The 15,482-nt window shown below is 74.4% G+C and carries 11 protein-coding genes and 1 tRNA gene; 8 read left to right on the top strand and 4 right to left on the bottom strand.

The features are described 5' to 3' along the window. The first annotated feature begins 131 nt into the window (after positions 1 to 131). The 4 genes from IEY75_RS05270 (at position 132) to IEY75_RS05255 (ending at position 6,048) form a co-directional block, all read left to right on the top strand. Complete coding sequence (locus IEY75_RS05270) at positions 132 to 947, top strand: DUF4230 domain-containing protein (RefSeq protein WP_189113068.1); 816 nt, start codon at positions 132 to 134, stop codon at positions 945 to 947. A 173-nt stretch (positions 948 to 1,120) separates the two neighbouring features. Next, a complete protein-coding gene (locus tag IEY75_RS05265) occupies positions 1,121 to 2,719 on the top strand; it encodes a N,N-dimethylformamidase beta subunit family domain-containing protein (RefSeq protein ID WP_189113067.1) in 1,599 nt (532 codons plus the stop codon). A gap of 38 nt (positions 2,720 to 2,757) precedes the next feature. After that, complete coding sequence (locus tag IEY75_RS05260) at positions 2,758 to 4,128, top strand: L-serine ammonia-lyase (protein ID WP_189113066.1); 1,371 nt, start codon at positions 2,758 to 2,760, stop codon at positions 4,126 to 4,128. A 63-nt stretch (positions 4,129 to 4,191) separates the two neighbouring features. Continuing rightward, entirely contained in the window at positions 4,192 to 6,048 is a 1,857-nt protein-coding gene (locus tag IEY75_RS05255) for a CDP-alcohol phosphatidyltransferase family protein (RefSeq protein ID WP_189113065.1), read from the top strand. Here IEY75_RS05255 and IEY75_RS05250 read toward each other — a convergent pair. After that, on the bottom strand, positions 6,038 to 7,087 hold the full coding sequence (locus tag IEY75_RS05250) for a glycosyltransferase family 2 protein (protein WP_189113064.1): 1,050 nt from the start codon (positions 7,085 to 7,087) through the stop codon (positions 6,038 to 6,040). The two genes, IEY75_RS05255 and IEY75_RS05250, sit on opposite strands and share 11 nt — an antisense overlap. 39 nt (positions 7,088 to 7,126) lie before the next feature. Next, entirely contained in the window at positions 7,127 to 7,759 is a 633-nt protein-coding gene (locus tag IEY75_RS05245) for a carbonic anhydrase (RefSeq protein WP_189113063.1), read from the bottom strand. A 308-nt stretch (positions 7,760 to 8,067) separates the two neighbouring features. Between IEY75_RS05245 and IEY75_RS05240 the strand changes: the two genes are divergently transcribed. The 3 genes from IEY75_RS05240 to IEY75_RS05230 all read left to right on the top strand — a co-directional run bounded on the left by IEY75_RS05240 (position 8,068) and on the right by IEY75_RS05230 (position 10,901). Next, a complete protein-coding gene (locus IEY75_RS05240; RefSeq protein ID WP_189113062.1) occupies positions 8,068 to 8,790 on the top strand; it encodes a cytidylyltransferase domain-containing protein in 723 nt (240 codons plus the stop codon). Between the two features lie 849 nt (positions 8,791 to 9,639). Further along, positions 9,640 to 10,362, top strand: coding sequence for a hypothetical protein (locus tag IEY75_RS05235; protein ID WP_189113061.1), 723 nt, complete (start codon positions 9,640 to 9,642; stop codon positions 10,360 to 10,362). Between the two features lie 14 nt (positions 10,363 to 10,376). After that, positions 10,377 to 10,901 carry a flavoprotein gene (locus IEY75_RS05230; protein WP_189113060.1) on the top strand — a complete coding sequence of 175 codons (525 nt, stop codon included), beginning with the start codon at positions 10,377 to 10,379 and terminating at the stop codon, positions 10,899 to 10,901. Between the two features lie 776 nt (positions 10,902 to 11,677). Here the strand turns inward: IEY75_RS05230 and IEY75_RS05225 are convergent. Both IEY75_RS05225 and IEY75_RS05220 read right to left on the bottom strand, forming a co-directional pair. After that, a tRNA-Arg gene (locus tag IEY75_RS05225) sits at positions 11,678 to 11,750 on the bottom strand. Between the two features lie 77 nt (positions 11,751 to 11,827). Further along, a complete protein-coding gene (locus tag IEY75_RS05220) occupies positions 11,828 to 12,355 on the bottom strand; it encodes a YbhB/YbcL family Raf kinase inhibitor-like protein (RefSeq protein ID WP_189113059.1) in 528 nt (175 codons plus the stop codon). Positions 12,356 to 12,477: 122 nt separating this feature from the next. Here IEY75_RS05220 and IEY75_RS05215 point away from each other — a divergent pair, with 122 nt between their 5' ends. After that, complete coding sequence (locus IEY75_RS05215) at positions 12,478 to 15,468, top strand: glycine--tRNA ligase (RefSeq protein ID WP_189113371.1); 2,991 nt, start codon at positions 12,478 to 12,480, stop codon at positions 15,466 to 15,468. Positions 15,469 to 15,482 lie beyond the last annotated feature (14 nt).

Genomic DNA, 15,482 nt, shown 5'->3' with positions numbered 1-15,482 from the left:
GGGGGTAGGCGGGGCGGGGGACAGTAGGTAGGTCATCTGACGCTACCGACTGGCTCCGGTTCCCTGACCATCCGTTCTTCTCATTCGATCGGCCACTCGGTCCTGTCGGATCCAGGACATACAGTATGGATATGGCTGATCACGACGCGTCCCCCCGCCGCCCGGCCGACAGTCAGTCCCCCCAGACCGCGCAGACTCCTCCGACCGGCCCGGCCACGCCGACTGGCCCGGCCACGCCGGCCGGCCCGCCCGCGCCGACCGGCCCGGCCGCGCCCGGGGCGCCGGCCGATCGGCGCGGCCCGCGCCGGTGGCCGCTCCCGCTGTACCTGCTGGTCGCCGCGGCCCTGCTGGTGCTGGGCGTCGGGATCGGCGGCGCCGCCCTGCTGCGGATCCCGCGGTTCGGCGACTGGTTCGGCGTGCAGACCGTCGACCGCAGCCAGCCGGTGCTGCTCGTCCAGATGCGCGACCTCAGCCGGTTCGTCGCCGCCGAGGGCAGCTACCAGGTCGTCGTCGACCTCCAGCGGGACCGCCGCTACGTGCCGGACTTCCTGCTCCAGGAGCGCACGCTGCTGGTCGGTGCCGGCACGGTGGAGGCGTACGTCGACTTCGGAGCGCTCGCCCCGGGATCGGTGACGGTCAGTGACGATCGTCGGTCGGCGAGCCTGCGCCTGCCGCAGCCCCAGCTCACCCCGACGCGGCTGGACCTCGGCCGCAGCTACATCTTCGCCGAGCAGCGCGGCGTGCTGAACCGCCTGGGCGAGGTCTTCGGCGGCAACCCGGACCGGCAGCGCGAGGCGTTCCTGCTGGCGGAGCGCCGGATCGGCGAGGCGGCCGCGCAGGGCGGCGGGCTGCTGGAGCGGGGCCGCGCGAGTGCGCAGCGGATGCTGGAGGGCCTGCTGCGCTCGCTCGGCTACACGCGCGTGACCGTGTCCTTCGCCACTCCCTGAGCCACCCCGCGCCGTCCCAAAAGGATCAATCGCCGACGTCGCTTATTTCCGTTATCTAGCGAAAACGCGTCGCGCCATGCGGTGACTGTTACCGAAGCGATTACTCATAGTCGTCGTTCGATCGGTAGGATTCCGTCCCGCGGCATTGACGGGTTGTGATCTTGGAGGATCGCTTGAGTGGTATCGCGCGCCGTTCCGCCCTCGGCCTGGTGGGCCTGGGCGCCGCGGCCGGCCTCACCGGGGCCATCGCCGAGGCCGCACCCGCGGCCCGCAGCCGCGCCATCGGCCGGGCGCTGCCAGCGCCCCGCCGCCCCGGCGGCGCGCTGACCGCCAACCGCATCGCCGTCGAGAACACCCTGCCCGGCACCCACAACTGGGCGCCCTCGTCGTTCACCATGCGGGTCGACGACCGGCACCGCCAGGTCCAGGGCTACGCCTCGCGCTCCAGCGTCGACATCGGCGGCAGCATCTCCTTCCACGTGTCGGTGCCCTCGGCGGAGCGGTACACCATCGAGATCCTGCGGCTGGGCCACTACGGCGGCCGGGGGGCGCGGCGGGTCCACCGCACCGAGCCGCTGCCCGGCTTCCGCCGGCCGGTCCCGGTGCCCGCCGCGGGCGTGGGCACCATCCACTGCACGTGGCCCGTGTCGTGGACCCTGTCCGTGCCGCGCACCTGGACCTCCGGCACCTACCTCGCCCGGTTCAAGACCGTCAGCGGCTGGTCGTCCTACCACCCGTTCGTCATCCGCGACGACGCCCGGCGGGCCGACTTCTGCGTGGTCATGCCGACGGCCACCTGGCAGGCGTACAACCAGTGGCCGCGGGACCTGCGCACCGGGCGCAACCTGTACCACGGCTTCGACAAGCTGGGCCGGCTCGACCACACGCTGCGCGCCCGCCGGGTGTCCTTCGACCGGCCGTACCACGAGAACGGCCTGCCCAGCCGCTTCCAGGGCGACCGCCACGTCATCTCCTTCCTGGAGCGCAACGGCTACGACGTCACGTACGCCAGCAGCCAGGACCTGCACGACGGCACCCTCGACGCCAGCCGCTACCGGGGCCTGCTGTTCATCGGCCACGACGAGTACTGGACCGCCGAGATGCGCGCGCGCACCACCGCCGCCCTCGGCGCCGGCTCCCACCTGGCCTACCTGACCGCCAACAACGTGTACTGGCACGTCCGGCTCGACCCCTCGCCCGAGGGGGTGCCCGGCCGGACGCTCACCTGCTACAAGAACTCGCTGGACCCCCGGGCCGTCGCGGGCGGCGTCTCCACCAGCCTGTGGCGGGACGCGCGCCGGACCGGGCCGCAGCGCCCCGAGCAGGAGCTGATCGGCGTCATGTACAACGGCATCGTCGTCGCGCCGAGCCCGCTCGTGGTCGCCAACTCCGAGCACTGGTTCTGGGCGGGCACCGGCCTGCGCGACGGCGACGCCATCCCGCGCGTGGTCGGCGGCGAGGCCGACGGCTTCTGGCCCACCGGCGACGCCGGCCCGCGCCGGGGCCGCGACCCCGAGCGCCGCTACCCCGCCCCGCGGATCCGCCCGCTGGAGGGCGACCACACCCTGCTGTCCCACTCCCGCTACCGCGCCCACGGCGCCCGCGCCCCGCGGATTCAGAGCACGTCGCTGCGGGAACTCCCGCAGGGGCAGCTCGTGTTCGCCGCGGCGACCCTCGACTGGCCGGCCGCGCTGTCCCGCCCGGGCGTGCGCGACCGCCGGATCGAGCGGGCGACGCACAACGTGCTGGACCGGATGCGCGACCCGGTGTGACATCGTCGGGGTAGGGATCGTTAAGGAGTCGTACGGCGATGATCAGTGTCTTCGACCTTTTCAGCATCGGTATCGGGCCGTCCAGCTCCCACACCGTCGGGCCGATGCGCGCGGCGCGCACGTTCGCGCTGGGCCTCAAGGCCGACGGGCAGCTCAGCGCCGTCGCCCGGGTCCGGGCCGAGCTGTTCGGCTCGCTGGGCGCGACCGGCCACGGGCACGGCAGCGACGTCGCCGTCCTGCTCGGGCTCGCCGGTGAGGAGCCGGAGACGGTCGACACCCGCACCGTCCCGGAGCGGGTGGCCGGCTTCCGCGCCGCCAAGAAGCTGCCGCTGCTGGGCGGCGGGCCGGTCCCGTTCGACCCGGACCGCGACCTGGTCATGCACCGGCGCCGGTCGCTGCCCTACCACCCCAACGGCATGACGTTCGCCGCGTTCGACGCCGACGGCGCCGAGCTGCGCGCCCGGACGTACTACAGCGTCGGCGGCGGCTTCGTCGTGGACGAGGAGGCGGCCGGCGCCGACCGGATCGTCGCGGACACCACCGTCGTGCCGTACCCGTTCACCACCGGCGGGCACCTGCTCGCGCTGACCCGCGAGACCGGGCTGTCGATCAGCGAGATCATGATGGCGAACGAGTCCGTCCGGCGGCCCGAGTCCGCGGTCCGGGCCGGGCTGCTGGAGATCTGGCGGGTCATGCAGGAGTGCGTGGGCGCCGGCTGCGCCACCGAGGGCGTCCTGCCCGGCGGGCTCAAGGTGCGGCGCCGGGCGGCCGAGGTGCGCCGGGGGCTGGAGTCCTCGCCCTTCGACACGGACCCGCTGCGCGTCATGGACTGGGTGACCCTGTTCGCGCTCGCGGTCAACGAGGAGAACGCCGCGGGCGGCCGCGTCGTCACCGCGCCCACCAACGGCGCCGCCGGGATCGTGCCGGCCGTCATGCACTACTACACGCGGTTCGTGCCCGGGGCCGACGACGACGGCGTCGTCCGCTTCCTGCTCGCCGCGGCGGCGGTCGGCGTGCTGTTCAAGGAGAACGCCTCCATCTCCGGGGCCGAGGTCGGGTGCCAGGGCGAGGTCGGCTCGGCCTGCTCGATGGCGGCCGCCGGGCTGGCCGAGGTGTGCGGCGGCACGCCGGAGCAGGTGGAGAACGCGGCGGAGATCGCCATGGAGCACAACCTCGGCCTGACCTGCGACCCCGTCGGCGGCCTGGTGCAGATTCCGTGCATCGAGCGCAACGCGGTCGCCGCGATCAAGGCCATCACGGCCGCCCGCATGTCGCTGCGCGGCGACGGCCAGCACTTCGTCTCGCTGGACAAGGTCATCAAGACCATGCGCGAGACCGGCGCCGACATGAAGGTCAAGTACAAGGAGACGGCACGCGGCGGCCTGGCCGTCAACGTCATCGAGTGCTGACCGCGCCGCGACCCCGCCCGGCCGCCGCGCCCCGCCCCCGGGGTCGCCGGCCCGGCAGGGAGAATGGGCGGCACTGGTCGGGCGAAGGTGGTGGCGGTGGCGCGGGCGCTGGTGGTCGGGGACGTACGGGACGGGGAACTCGCCGCGAAGCTGCGCGCGGCCGGCGCGACGGGCGTCGACCGGGTGCCCGCGGCGGCGCTGCCGCGGGCGCTGCACGAGACGGTCGGGCCCGACGGCGTACTCGTAGTCGCCGGTGACCTGATCGCCCACGGGACGGTTCTGCGCCACCTGCTGACCGTGCCCGGCGGGGGGAGCGTCGCGCTGACCGGTACCGCCGACGACCTGGGCGCGCCCGTGTCCGTCGCCCGCGGCCAGGTCACCGGGTGCGGCGGCCCGCCCGTACCGCCGGCCGCCCCGGCGACGTTCCTCGGCGCCCTGCGCCTGAGCCCCGAGACCGTCGCCGCCGTACCGCGGGCCGCGGGCCGCGGGGAGGGGCCGGGCGCGGTCGACGCGCTGCTGGCGGACCTGCACGCCGCCGGTGCCCGGATCGGCACCCAGCCCGTGCGGCTGCTCGTCGCCGGGCGCGCGGCCGGCGACGCCGACGCCGCGGCGCTGCGCCACCGGCTCGACGCGGTCGACGAGGACGCCGCCGCGCTGCGGCTGGCGGTCAAGGAGCAGGACGACTTCTTCACCACGTTCGCGATCTCCACGTGGTCGCCGCACGTCACCCGGCTGGCCGCGCGGCTCGGCCTGACCCCCAGCATGGTCACCGCGCTGTCGGTGGTGCTCGCGGTGGTCGCCGCGGCGGGGTTCGTCCGCGGGACGCGGGCCGGCCTGGTCACCGGCGGGGTGCTGCTGTACCTGAGCTTCGTGCTGGACTGCGTCGACGGGCAGGTGGCCCGGTACACCCGCCGGTTCGGGGCGTTCGGCGGGTGGCTGGACACGATGGCCGACCGGACCAAGGAGTACCTGGCGTACGCGGGGCTCGCCTGGGGCGCGGAGCGCGCCGGGATCGAGGGCGTGTGGCCGCTGGCCGTGGCGGCGATGGTGCTCCAGACGGTCCGGCACCAGACCGACTTCTGGTACGGCGCGCTGCACGACGAGGCCGCCCGGCGGCCGGCCGCGGACGTCGGCGGGGCGCTGGGCCGGATGTCGGTGCGGGTCCAGTCGGGCGGCCGGTCCGCGGCGTACTGGCTCAAGCGGATCGTCGTGTTCCCCATCGGCGAGCGGTGGGCGCTGATGGCCGTCGTCGCGGCGCTCGGCGACGGGCGGGCGGCGCTGCTGGCGGTGCTGGCGTGCGGGGCGTTCGCCGCGGCGTACACCCTCACCCTGCGGACGCTGCGCGCCCGGGTGATGCGCGTACCGGTGCTGGCGGGCGCCGACCTGCCCGCGGTGCGCGACGAGCAGGGCCGGGAGCGGGCCCCGGCGCGGTCGCGGCTGCGCCCGCTGCCGCTGACCGGGCTCGCCCTGCTGGCCGCGCTCGCCGCGCTGGCCGTGGCGGTGGGAACGCTGCCGGGCGGCCGGCCGGGCGCGGTCCTGCTGGTGCTCGCCGCCGCGGGCCTGGCCGTCCTGCCCCGCGCCCGGCCGCACGACGGGGCGCTGGACTGGCTGGTGCCGGCGGCGCTGCGCGGCACGGAGTACGTCGCGCTGGTGGCGCTGGGTGCGGCGTTCGCGGTGCCGTGGCCATGGATCTTCGGCGCGACGGCCGTGCTGGCGCTGCGGCACTACGACCAGCAGACCCGGCTGGAGAAGGGCGCCCCGGCCGCCCGCCGGCTGGCGTGGGACGTCTCGTGGGAGCTGCGGCTGGCGGCCGTGCTCGTGCTGGTCTGGTTCGCCCCGGTCGCCGCCTTCGCGGCGGCGGCGCTCTACGTCGGGGTGCTGCTGGCGCTCCAGGTGCGACGGTCCTGGGTCACCGGCTGACGGCCGGCCTGGCGGCGGGGTCCGGGTCCGCGGCGGGGCCGGGGGCCGGGGGCGCCGGGGCGTCGGCGGTGTCCTCGGCCACCAGGTAGGTCGGGCGCTGCTGGACGGCGGTGTAGATGCGCCCGATGTACTCGCCGAGCAGGCCGAGGCAGATGAGCTGGACGCCCCCGAGCAGCAGGACGGCGACGAACAGCGACGCCCACCCCGGGACCGTGACGTCGTTGGCGTACGCGACCAGCCCGAACACCATCATCAGCAGGCAGAACAGGAAGCTGGCCAGCCCGAGCCAGGTCGCCAGCTTCAGCGGGGCGGCGGAGAAGTTGGTGACGCTGTCCACGGCCAGGCGGACCATCCGGCGCAGCGGGTACTTCGTCTCGCCGGCCACCCGGGCCGCCCGCGGGTAGTCGACCTCGCCGCCGCGGAACCCCAGCGACGGGATGAGCAGCCGGTACACCGGCTGCTGCTCGGGCAGCTCCCGCAGGATGTCGACGGCGGCGCGGCTGAGCAGCCGGAAGTCGCCGGCCTGCCGGGGGACCCAGGCGCCGGCCAGGCGGCGCATCAGCCAGTAGTAGGCGCCGGCGGTCCCGCGCTTGAAGCCGGTGTCGGTGCCGCGGTCGCTGCGGACGCCGTACACCACGTCGAGCCGGTCCCGCCGGGCGAGCGCCAGCATGTCGACGATCTTCTCCGGCGGGTCCTGGAGGTCGGCGTCGATGCTGACCACGTACGCGCCCCGCGCGCGGTGCAGGCCGGCGGTGAGGGCGGCCTGGTGGCCGGCGTTGCGGCGCAGCCGGACCACCCGTAGCTGCGGCCACATCCGGCGGGCGCCGTGCAGCAGCTCGGGGGTGGCGTCGCGGCTGCCGTCGTCGACGGCGACGACCTCGTACGGCTCGCCGAGACCGTCCAGCAGCGGGCGCAGCCGGTCGATCAGGGGGACGAGGGCGTCCTCCTCGTTGTACATCGGCACCACCACCGAGAGGGTCGGCGCGGCCGGCCGGGGGGTGCCGGGGGTGCGGTCCGGGGTGGTCGGGGGTGCCTCCATGGGGGGCCACGCTACCTGAGCGGCCGCGCGGCCGGGTACTCACGAACCGGCGGCGGCCTCCACGGTGACCCGGCCGTCGGCCAGCCGGTACGACATCCCGACGACCGCGCACCGGCCCTCGCGCGCCGCCGCGGCGATGGTCGGCGACTGCGCCACCATCGCCACCGTGCGGCGCACGTGCAGGGCGGCCACCTCGGCACTGTCCGTGATGTTGCGGGCGCGCGCCTGCCGGACGCTGGGCAGCACCCGGTCGACCACGGGCCGCAGCGCGGCCGGCGCCTCCCGCGCGTCGGCCAGCGCCGTCTGCGCGGCCTGCACCGCGCCGCAGCCGTCGTGCCCGAGGACCACCACGAGCGGTACGCCGACGACGTCGACGCCGTAGTCGATGCTCGCCTGCACCTCGGGGCCGACCACGTGGCCGGCGGTCCGCACGACGAACAGGTCGCCCAGCCCGCGGTCGAAGATGATCTCCGCGGCGAGCCGGGAGTCGGAGCAGCCGAACAGTACGGCGAACGGCCGCTGCCCGCCGGCGATCGCGGCGCGGTGCTCGGCGTCCTGGTGGGGGTGCTCGCGGGTACCCGCGACGAACCGCGCGTTGCCGGCGATCAGCTCGGCGAGGGCCGCCTCCGGCGTCTCCGGCGACGCCGGCCGTCCACGATGTTGATCATTCACCGGTCCAGCGTCCCACGCCCCGCGCGCAGGGTGCACGGCAGTCGGCCACCCGACGGTGAGGTGACGGTCACACCGGGGCGAGAACGGTAATACCGACAAAGCCCCTAGATAGGTTAAAAAGTGACAAGTGCCGTGCCTGTTGGCCGGGCCGGCCGTTCGGATCGGTAGCGGTTCGTCACGCGACCACGCAGGGGCGTCATCCTCGCCCGGCCCCCACCCGGTCGCGCCGGCCGCCCGTCGGCTCCGGTGGCGCACCTCGACTGCGGTACCGGCCGCCCGACCCCCTCCATCACCGACAGTAAGGAGCGATGGTGCGCGTCGTCGGCATCATTCAGGCTCGGATGGCGGCCAACGGGCTGCCCGGCCAGATCCTCCAGACCCTCAGCGGCCGCACCGTGCTCGACCGGATGATCCGGGCCGCCCACGACAGTGCCGCGCTCGACGACCTGCTCGTCCTGACCGGCGACGAGGAGGTCGACGACGCCATCGTGGACGAGGCCCTGCGCCTGGGCGTCGCCGTCCACCGCAGCGCCGACCCCGACGTCCTGCGGGCGCACCTCGACGCCCTCGCCGCGTACCCCGCCGACGTCGTCGTGCCGTTCGACGCCGACTGCCCGCTGGTCGACCCCGAACTGATCGCGCTCGCCGTCCGGGTGTTCCGCACGGTCCCCCACCTCGACTACGTCAGCACCGCCTTCACCCAGACCCTGCCGATCGGGATGGACGTCGAGGTCGTCGCCGCCGACACCCTGGCCCGGGTCGACGCGCTCGCCGAGGGCGAGGCGCGCGGCAGCGTGACCGGGTACGTCGCCGCCCACCTGGACGACTTCCGGGTGATGGGCCTGACCCTGCCGCCGGACCGCTCGCACCTGCGCCTGGCCATCGACTCGATGGAGGACTGGGCGCTGATCTCCATGGTGGTCAGCCACTTCGGGGACAACGCGGTCCCGGTCGACAAGCTCGTCGAGTGGCTGGACGCCAACCCCGCGGTCCGCGCCCTCAACGCCCGCGTACCGGCCCGCGCCGCCTGAGCCGTGGGGCCCCCGGCGCCACACTCCCCGGCGGCCGGTGCTCGTTCGGTCAGCCGGCGAGAAACGCGCGGGCACGCCCGAACCGGCCTCGAACCGGCATGATGCACTGAGATGCCGCCCGTCGGCACCATGTGGTCGATGTCGGCAGTCGGTCGATGTCGGCAGTGGGGAGTGCACATGGCAGCGTCGGCCGGCAGGTCGCCGAATGAGCGCCTCCGCGCGGCCCGGCTGCGCCGACCTTCGCCGTCCGGGGCCGGCGTTCCCATGTCGTGCCAGGAGCTGGCCGAGGCGGTGAATGCCTACTTGTGGGAGCGGTGCGGCCCTGACGCACCGACCGTCGATGCCCGCAGGGTGGGAGAGCACGAGCGCGGTCGGTACCGCTGGCCGACAGTCTTGGTGCGCGAGGGGTACCGGGCGGTCCTGGGCGCGGCATGTGACGCGGACCTCGGCTTCCACGGGGGTCGCCGGCCACGGCGCGTCGAGGGCGGCTCGGCCGGGGCCGACGACATCGCGCGCGGGAAGGACGACGTCGGGCGGCGCCCGTCATCGAGTTCCCTGCCGTCGGCTGGGGTCGTAGCCGCGTCGCCGGCTTTCCGGCGGTCTGCCGTCCGCGACTCCGCCAGCAACGCCGACCAGGCCAGGAGTGGACTTCAGGCCCTGGCCGAGGCCATATTCTCCACCGAATGCACCGGGTCTTCCCCCGGCCCCGCCTCGTCCGAAATCGGAATTTTACTTCAGACGGCGCGGGCGCACTACCGGCGTTGTGAGCATTCTGCCGCGGCCGTTCTGGTCGCTCAGGTGCTTGCGTATGTGCAACGCGCGCTCCAGCCCGCGCGGTTGGCGGCTGAGGTGAACCAGTTGGCAACGAGCCTGCTGTTGAAGGCAGGCGAAGTGTCGTTGGCTCTGGTTGCCGCGGATCGCAGCCTGAGGGCGGCTCGGCAATGCGAAGACGTCCTCTCCATCGCGGCGAGCAGCCGCGCCCTCGTGCACGCCCTGAGCCGCAGCGGACGTCACCGACGGGCGGCCGGGATGGCAGCGCGGACTGCCGCATACGTCTCGTCGACGGCACCGGGACGGACGCGTGCGGGGTTGGTGTTGACGGGTGCACTGCTCCTGCGCGGGGCGGTCGCCGCGGCACGCTCGGACGACCGAGACGCCGCCTTCTCCCTGCTCGACCAGGCCGCGGAGGCCGCACATCGGCTCGGAGAAGACGGCGGCGAGCAAGGTGTCGTATTCGGCCGCACGAACGTAGCTCTCCACCGGATCAGTGTGTGTACCAGGGTCGGGGACGCCGGCGCGGCGGTGCATCTCGCACAGTCGGTCCACCCGGCGCGCATCCCGTATGTCGAGCGCCGCGCGAATCTGCATCTCGATCTCGCGCGCGCCCATTCTCAACGCGAGAACTGGGTAGGCGCGGTGCGTGAGTTGCGTAACGCGGAACGCATCGCACCGGAGGAGGTGCGACTGCGTCCCGCGGTCCATCGGATCGTCACAGACCTGCACGGACGGTTACCGGCCGGCCGCCGGTCAGCCGTCCAGGACTTCGCCCGTCGGGTCGGTGTTGTCCTGTGAGTGACACCGGAGGAATGTTGTACGTCGTGGTCTGCGGCGCTGGGCCGGCCAGTGAGGTCGGAATCCTGGTGGGACATGCACAAGCCCGCGGCTGGGACGTGCAACTGGTGGCCACCCCTGCCGGAGCCGGGTTCATCGACGTTGCGGTGCTGGAGGCGCAGACCGGACGTTCTGTCAAATCCAGTTACCGCGCGCCTGACACTCCCCGCGGCAATCCCTCTGCGCCGGACGCTGTTATCGTCGCGCCCGCGACGTTCAACACCATCAACAAGCTGGCGGCAGGGATCAGCGACACCTACGCTCTTGGGTTCCTGGCGGAGTGGGTAGGCGCCGGCATCCCGATCATTGTCCTACCGTTTGTCAATGCCGCCCTCGCTGCCCGTAGGCCTCTCCGAAACGCTGTCCGCCAACTGCGTTCAGAGGGCGTCGTCGTGTTACTCGGCACGCCGGGCCACGAGCCGCACCCGCGGGGGGCCGGTCAGGGCCATATCGGCGCATTCCCCTGGCAGTTGGCGCTGGAGCGGGCAGTCGGGGGGTAGCGGACGGGGCAGTGAACATCACCCACGCACCGTGCTATTCACCAGGAGGGTCGAGGGTGTTCGTGGGGGTGGCGCGTAGCGCTCGCGGCGACGCCGCGAGCGGGCAGGGCACCGCGCAGCGTCCGCATCAATTCGGCGCGCCTGGTGCGAACTGTCTCGGAGACTGAACACGGAGTCGGCCGGCCGCACACGCAGTACCTTCCCACCTGTCGGTGCTGCGCCAGGATCGCGTCCGCCGTAGCGATTCCCCGACGTGTTTCGCGGTTCCCGTGACTCGCCGAGTTCGACGCGTCCACTCACCTCCCTCCTGCCCGCTGATGGCGTGGGACCACCGCGGCAGCCGGCGCCTGATCACATACGCCACACGTCACTCTCCTTCCGCAGTCCGGACACCAGCGGGCGACTCCGCGCAGCGTAAAGACACCGATGGCGAATCCCCATACGATGCCGATCATGGCTGCCAGGAGGTAGTCCACCAGCTCTCCTCACGTCGTCAGGCGGCCCGGATCCGGGCGACTGCCGCGAGGTCGCCGCAGCCGCCCGGTGTACGTCCACAATTGCCTGACGTCCGTGGTCCCGGAAGACGGAACCACGGAGTGATTTAGGGAGTGAATGCAGATCGCGGCACCCGCGGCAGCGGAGCGCGATTCGACATTGGCGCCCGTGTCCAGATTGTCGACCTGTCGGGGTGGTAGGCGCAGCCAGCTCCCGAACCTTGTTCAGGAACGAGGGCGCACCGCCCTGGGCGGCGCGAATCGGTACGCGGTCAGGATCGGTGCCCCCGAGAAGATTCGAACTTCCGACCTGCGGTTTAGGAAACCGTTGCTCTATCCCCTGAGCTACGAGGGCGCGCGCCCCGGCGGACCGGCGCACGCGCCCAGCCTACCCAACCCGCCGGCCACCCGCCGGCCCGCTCCCGCCGGCCGTCAGCGCGCGAACATCCCCACCGTCGCCGCGCCCGCCAGCGCGTGGCCCGCGAGCGCCCGCTCCACGTCGTCCACGTGCGGCTCCGCCGGCAGGTCCAGCGGCGCGTCGACCGCGATGAGGCGGAAGTAGTACCGGTGCGGCCCGTCCCCGACCGGCGGCTGCGGTCCGCCCCAGCCGGTCTCGCCGTACCCGTTGGGCCACTCCCGCGCGCCTGCCGGCACCTCGCCCTCGGGGATCCCGGAGGTCCGCGGGTCGATGCCGGTGACGAGCCAGTGCAGGAACGGCTGCGGGCCGGGGGCGTCGGGGTCCTCGCAGAGCAGGATCAGCTCCTCCGCCGTGTCCGGTACGCCGTCCCAGGCCAGCGGCGGCGACACGTTGCCGCCCCGGCGCGACAGGTGGTCGGGCAGCGCGCCGTTGTCGGGGAACGCCCCGCTGCGCACGGTGAGGCGGGAGCCGGGCACGCCGGGCGGCGGGCTCTCGTACGGGAAGGCGACCCCGGGGGTCCGGGGGGCGTCGCTGCGCGTCATGGCTACCTCCTGCGGGGCGGTCGCGTGCTTCGGGCGTACCCCCGGAGAGGGCGACAAAACGCGCGGCCAGCGGGCGCGGATAGACTGCCGCGGTCCCTCCCGGCGCGCGTACGGACGGAGTTCTGACCGAGATGCTGACGATGCAGCAGGCCCTGGCGCGGCTGGCGGAGTACTGGGCGGGGCACGGCTGTCTGACCGTGCAGCCGATGAACACCGAGGTCGGCGCCGGCACGCTGAACCCGGCGACGTTCCTGCGCATCCTCGGCCCGGAGCCGTGGCGGGTGGCGTACGTGGAGCCGTCGGTGCGGCCGGACGACTCGCGGTACGGCGACAACCCGAACCGGGTGCAGTGCCACACCCAGTTCCAGGTGATCCTGAAGCCGGAGCCGACCAACCCCCAGGAGCTGTACCTGGGCAGCCTCGCCGCCCTGGGCATCGACGTCGCGGCGCACGACGTCCGCTTCGTCGAGGACAACTGGGCCAACCCGGGGATGGGCGCGTGGGGGCTGGGCTGGGAGGTGTGGCTGGACGGTCTGGAGATCACCCAGTTCACGTACTTCCAGCAGGCCGGCGGCCTGAACCTCGACCCGCCGTCGGTGGAGATCACCTACGGCGTCGAGCGGATCATCATGGCGCTCCAGGGGGTCACGCACTTCAAGGAGATCCGGTACGCCGAGGGCGTCACCTACGGCGAGGTGTTCGGGCAGGCCGAGTACGAGATGTCGCGGTACTACCTGGACGATGCCGACGTGGACACCAACCGGGCGCTGCTGGAGGCGTACGCGGCCGAGGCGCAGCGGCTGATCGACGCGGAGCTGCCCGTACCGGCCCAGACCTACGTCCTCAAGTGCTCGCACGCCTTCAACGTCCTGGACGCCCGCGGCGCGGTCTCGACGGCGGAGCGGGCGGCGGAGTTCGCCCGGATGCGCCGGCTGGCCGGCGAGGTGGCCCGGCTGTGGGTGGCGCGCCGGGCGGCGCTGTCGCACCCGCTGGGGATCGCCACGCCGCCGGCCCCGGCCCGGCCGGCCGCCCAGTCGCCCGTGCCGGCCGACGACGCGGCGCGCACGCTGGTCTTCGAGGTGGGTACCGAGGAGATGCCGCCGGCCGAGGCGCGCGCGGCCACCGCCCAGCTCCGGCGCGAGGTCGCCGACCGGCTCGGCGCGACCCGCCTGGCGCACGGGGCCGTCACCGTCCAGGCGACGCCGCGCCGCCTGGTGGCGGTCGTGGCGGAGGTGGGCGCCCGCGAGCCGGACCACACCCGGACCGTGAAGGGCCCCAAGGTCGCCGCCGCCTACCGGGACGGGCTGCCCACCCCGGCGGTGCAGGGCTTCGCCCGGTCCCAGGGGGTCGAGGTCGCCGACCTGGCCGAAATCGAGATCGGCGGGGTCGTGCACCTGGCGGTGCGCCGCGAGGAGGCCGGGCGGCCGGCCGCGGAGGTGCTCGCCGAGGTGCTGGGCGGCGCGGTCGCGGCGCTGCGGTCGGCGAAGAACATGCGCTGGTCGGACCCGGAGCTGTCGTTCACCCGGCCGATCCGGTGGCTGCTGGCGCTGTGGGGCGCCGACGTCGTACCGGTCGCCGTGTCGGGCCTCGCCGCCGGCCGGACCACCCGGGTACACCGCACGGCGGCCGCCCCGGTCGTCGAGGTGGCCGTCGCCGACGGGTACGCGGGCACGGTCGCCGCGGCCGGCATCGTCGTGGACCCGCAGGAGCGGGCCGACGCCATCCGCGCGGGCGCGGCGGCGCTGGCCGCCCAGGTCGGCGGCGTCGTGGACCTGGCCGGCGAGGCGGGCCTGATCGCGCAGGTGACGTACCTGGTCGAGCAGCCGACGCCGCTGCTGGGCGCGTTCGACCCGGGGTACCTGGAGCTGCCCGAGGCGGTCCTCACCACGGTCATGCGCAAGCACCAGCGGTACCTGCCGGTGCGCGGTGCCGACGGGCGGCTGCTGCCGCACTTCGTCGCCGTCGCCAACGGGGCGGTGGACGTCGACCAGGTGCGGGCGGGCAACGAGGCCGTGCTGCGCGCCCGGTACGAGGACGCCGCCTTCTTCTACCGCGCCGACCGGCGCACGCCGCTGGACGAGCTGCGCGGCCGGCTGGCCCGGCTGACGTTCACCGACAAGCTCGGGTCGATGGCCGACCGGGCCGCGCGGATCGGCGGGCTGGCGGCGACGCTGGCCGACGCGATCGCGCTGGGCGGCGCCGAGCGGGCCACCCTCGACCGGGCGGCCGCCCTGGTCAAGGTGGACTTCGGCGCGCAGATGGTGATGGAGCTGACCAGCCTGGCCGGCGTGATGGCCGCGGACTACCTGCGGCACGCCGGGGAGCCGGCCGCCGTGGCCGACGCGGTGTCCGAGGCCGAGCAGCCGCGGGCCGCCGGGGACGCCGTGCCGGCCTCGCTGCCGGGGGCGGTGCTGTCGCTGGCCGACCGGCTCGACCTCGTCGTCGGGCTCGCCGCGACGATCGGCCTGCCGACCGGCAGCAGCGACCCGTTCGCCGTCCGCCGGGCCGCGCTCGGGCTGCTGGCCGTCCACCGCAGCCAGCCGGCGTTCGCCGCGCTCAGCCTGCGGGAGGCGCTGGCCGCCGCGGCGGCCCGGCAGCCGGTACCGGTGCCGGCCGAGGTGCTGGCCGCGACGGCCGAGTTCCTGACCGCCCGCTTCGCGCAGCTCCTCGGGGAGGAGGGCCAGCCGGTGGACCGGGTGCGCGCCGTCCTCCCGCACGCCGACCGGCCCGTGCGGACCGACCGGGTGCTGGCCCAGCTCGCCGCGGCGGTGGAGAGCGACCAGTTCCGCGCGCTGGCCGAGGCGATCCAGCGCTGCCGCCGGATCGTGCCCGACGACGTGGCCGCCGGCTACGACGCGGCGGCGCTGGTGGAGCCGGCCGAGCGGACGCTGCACGAGACCCTGTCCGCCGTCCGCGCCGAGCTGCCCGCGCACCCGGAGCTGGACGAGTTCGCCAAGGTGGCGGGGCGGCTCGTGGCGCCGGTGCGCGCGTTCTTCGACGAGGTGTTCGTCATGGCCGAGGAGCCGGCGCTGCGCGCCGCCCGCCTGGGCCTGCTCGCCGCCGTCCGGGACCTGGGCGCGGGCGTACTGGACTGGCCGCACCTGCGCCTGTGACGCCCGCCGGGCCG

The organism is Pilimelia terevasa (assembly GCF_014647915.1).
Classification (GTDB): Bacteria; Actinomycetota; Actinomycetes; order Mycobacteriales; family Micromonosporaceae; genus Pilimelia; species Pilimelia terevasa.
Note: the sequence above shows the minus strand (reverse complement) of the source record. Positions and strands in the feature narration are given on the sequence as shown.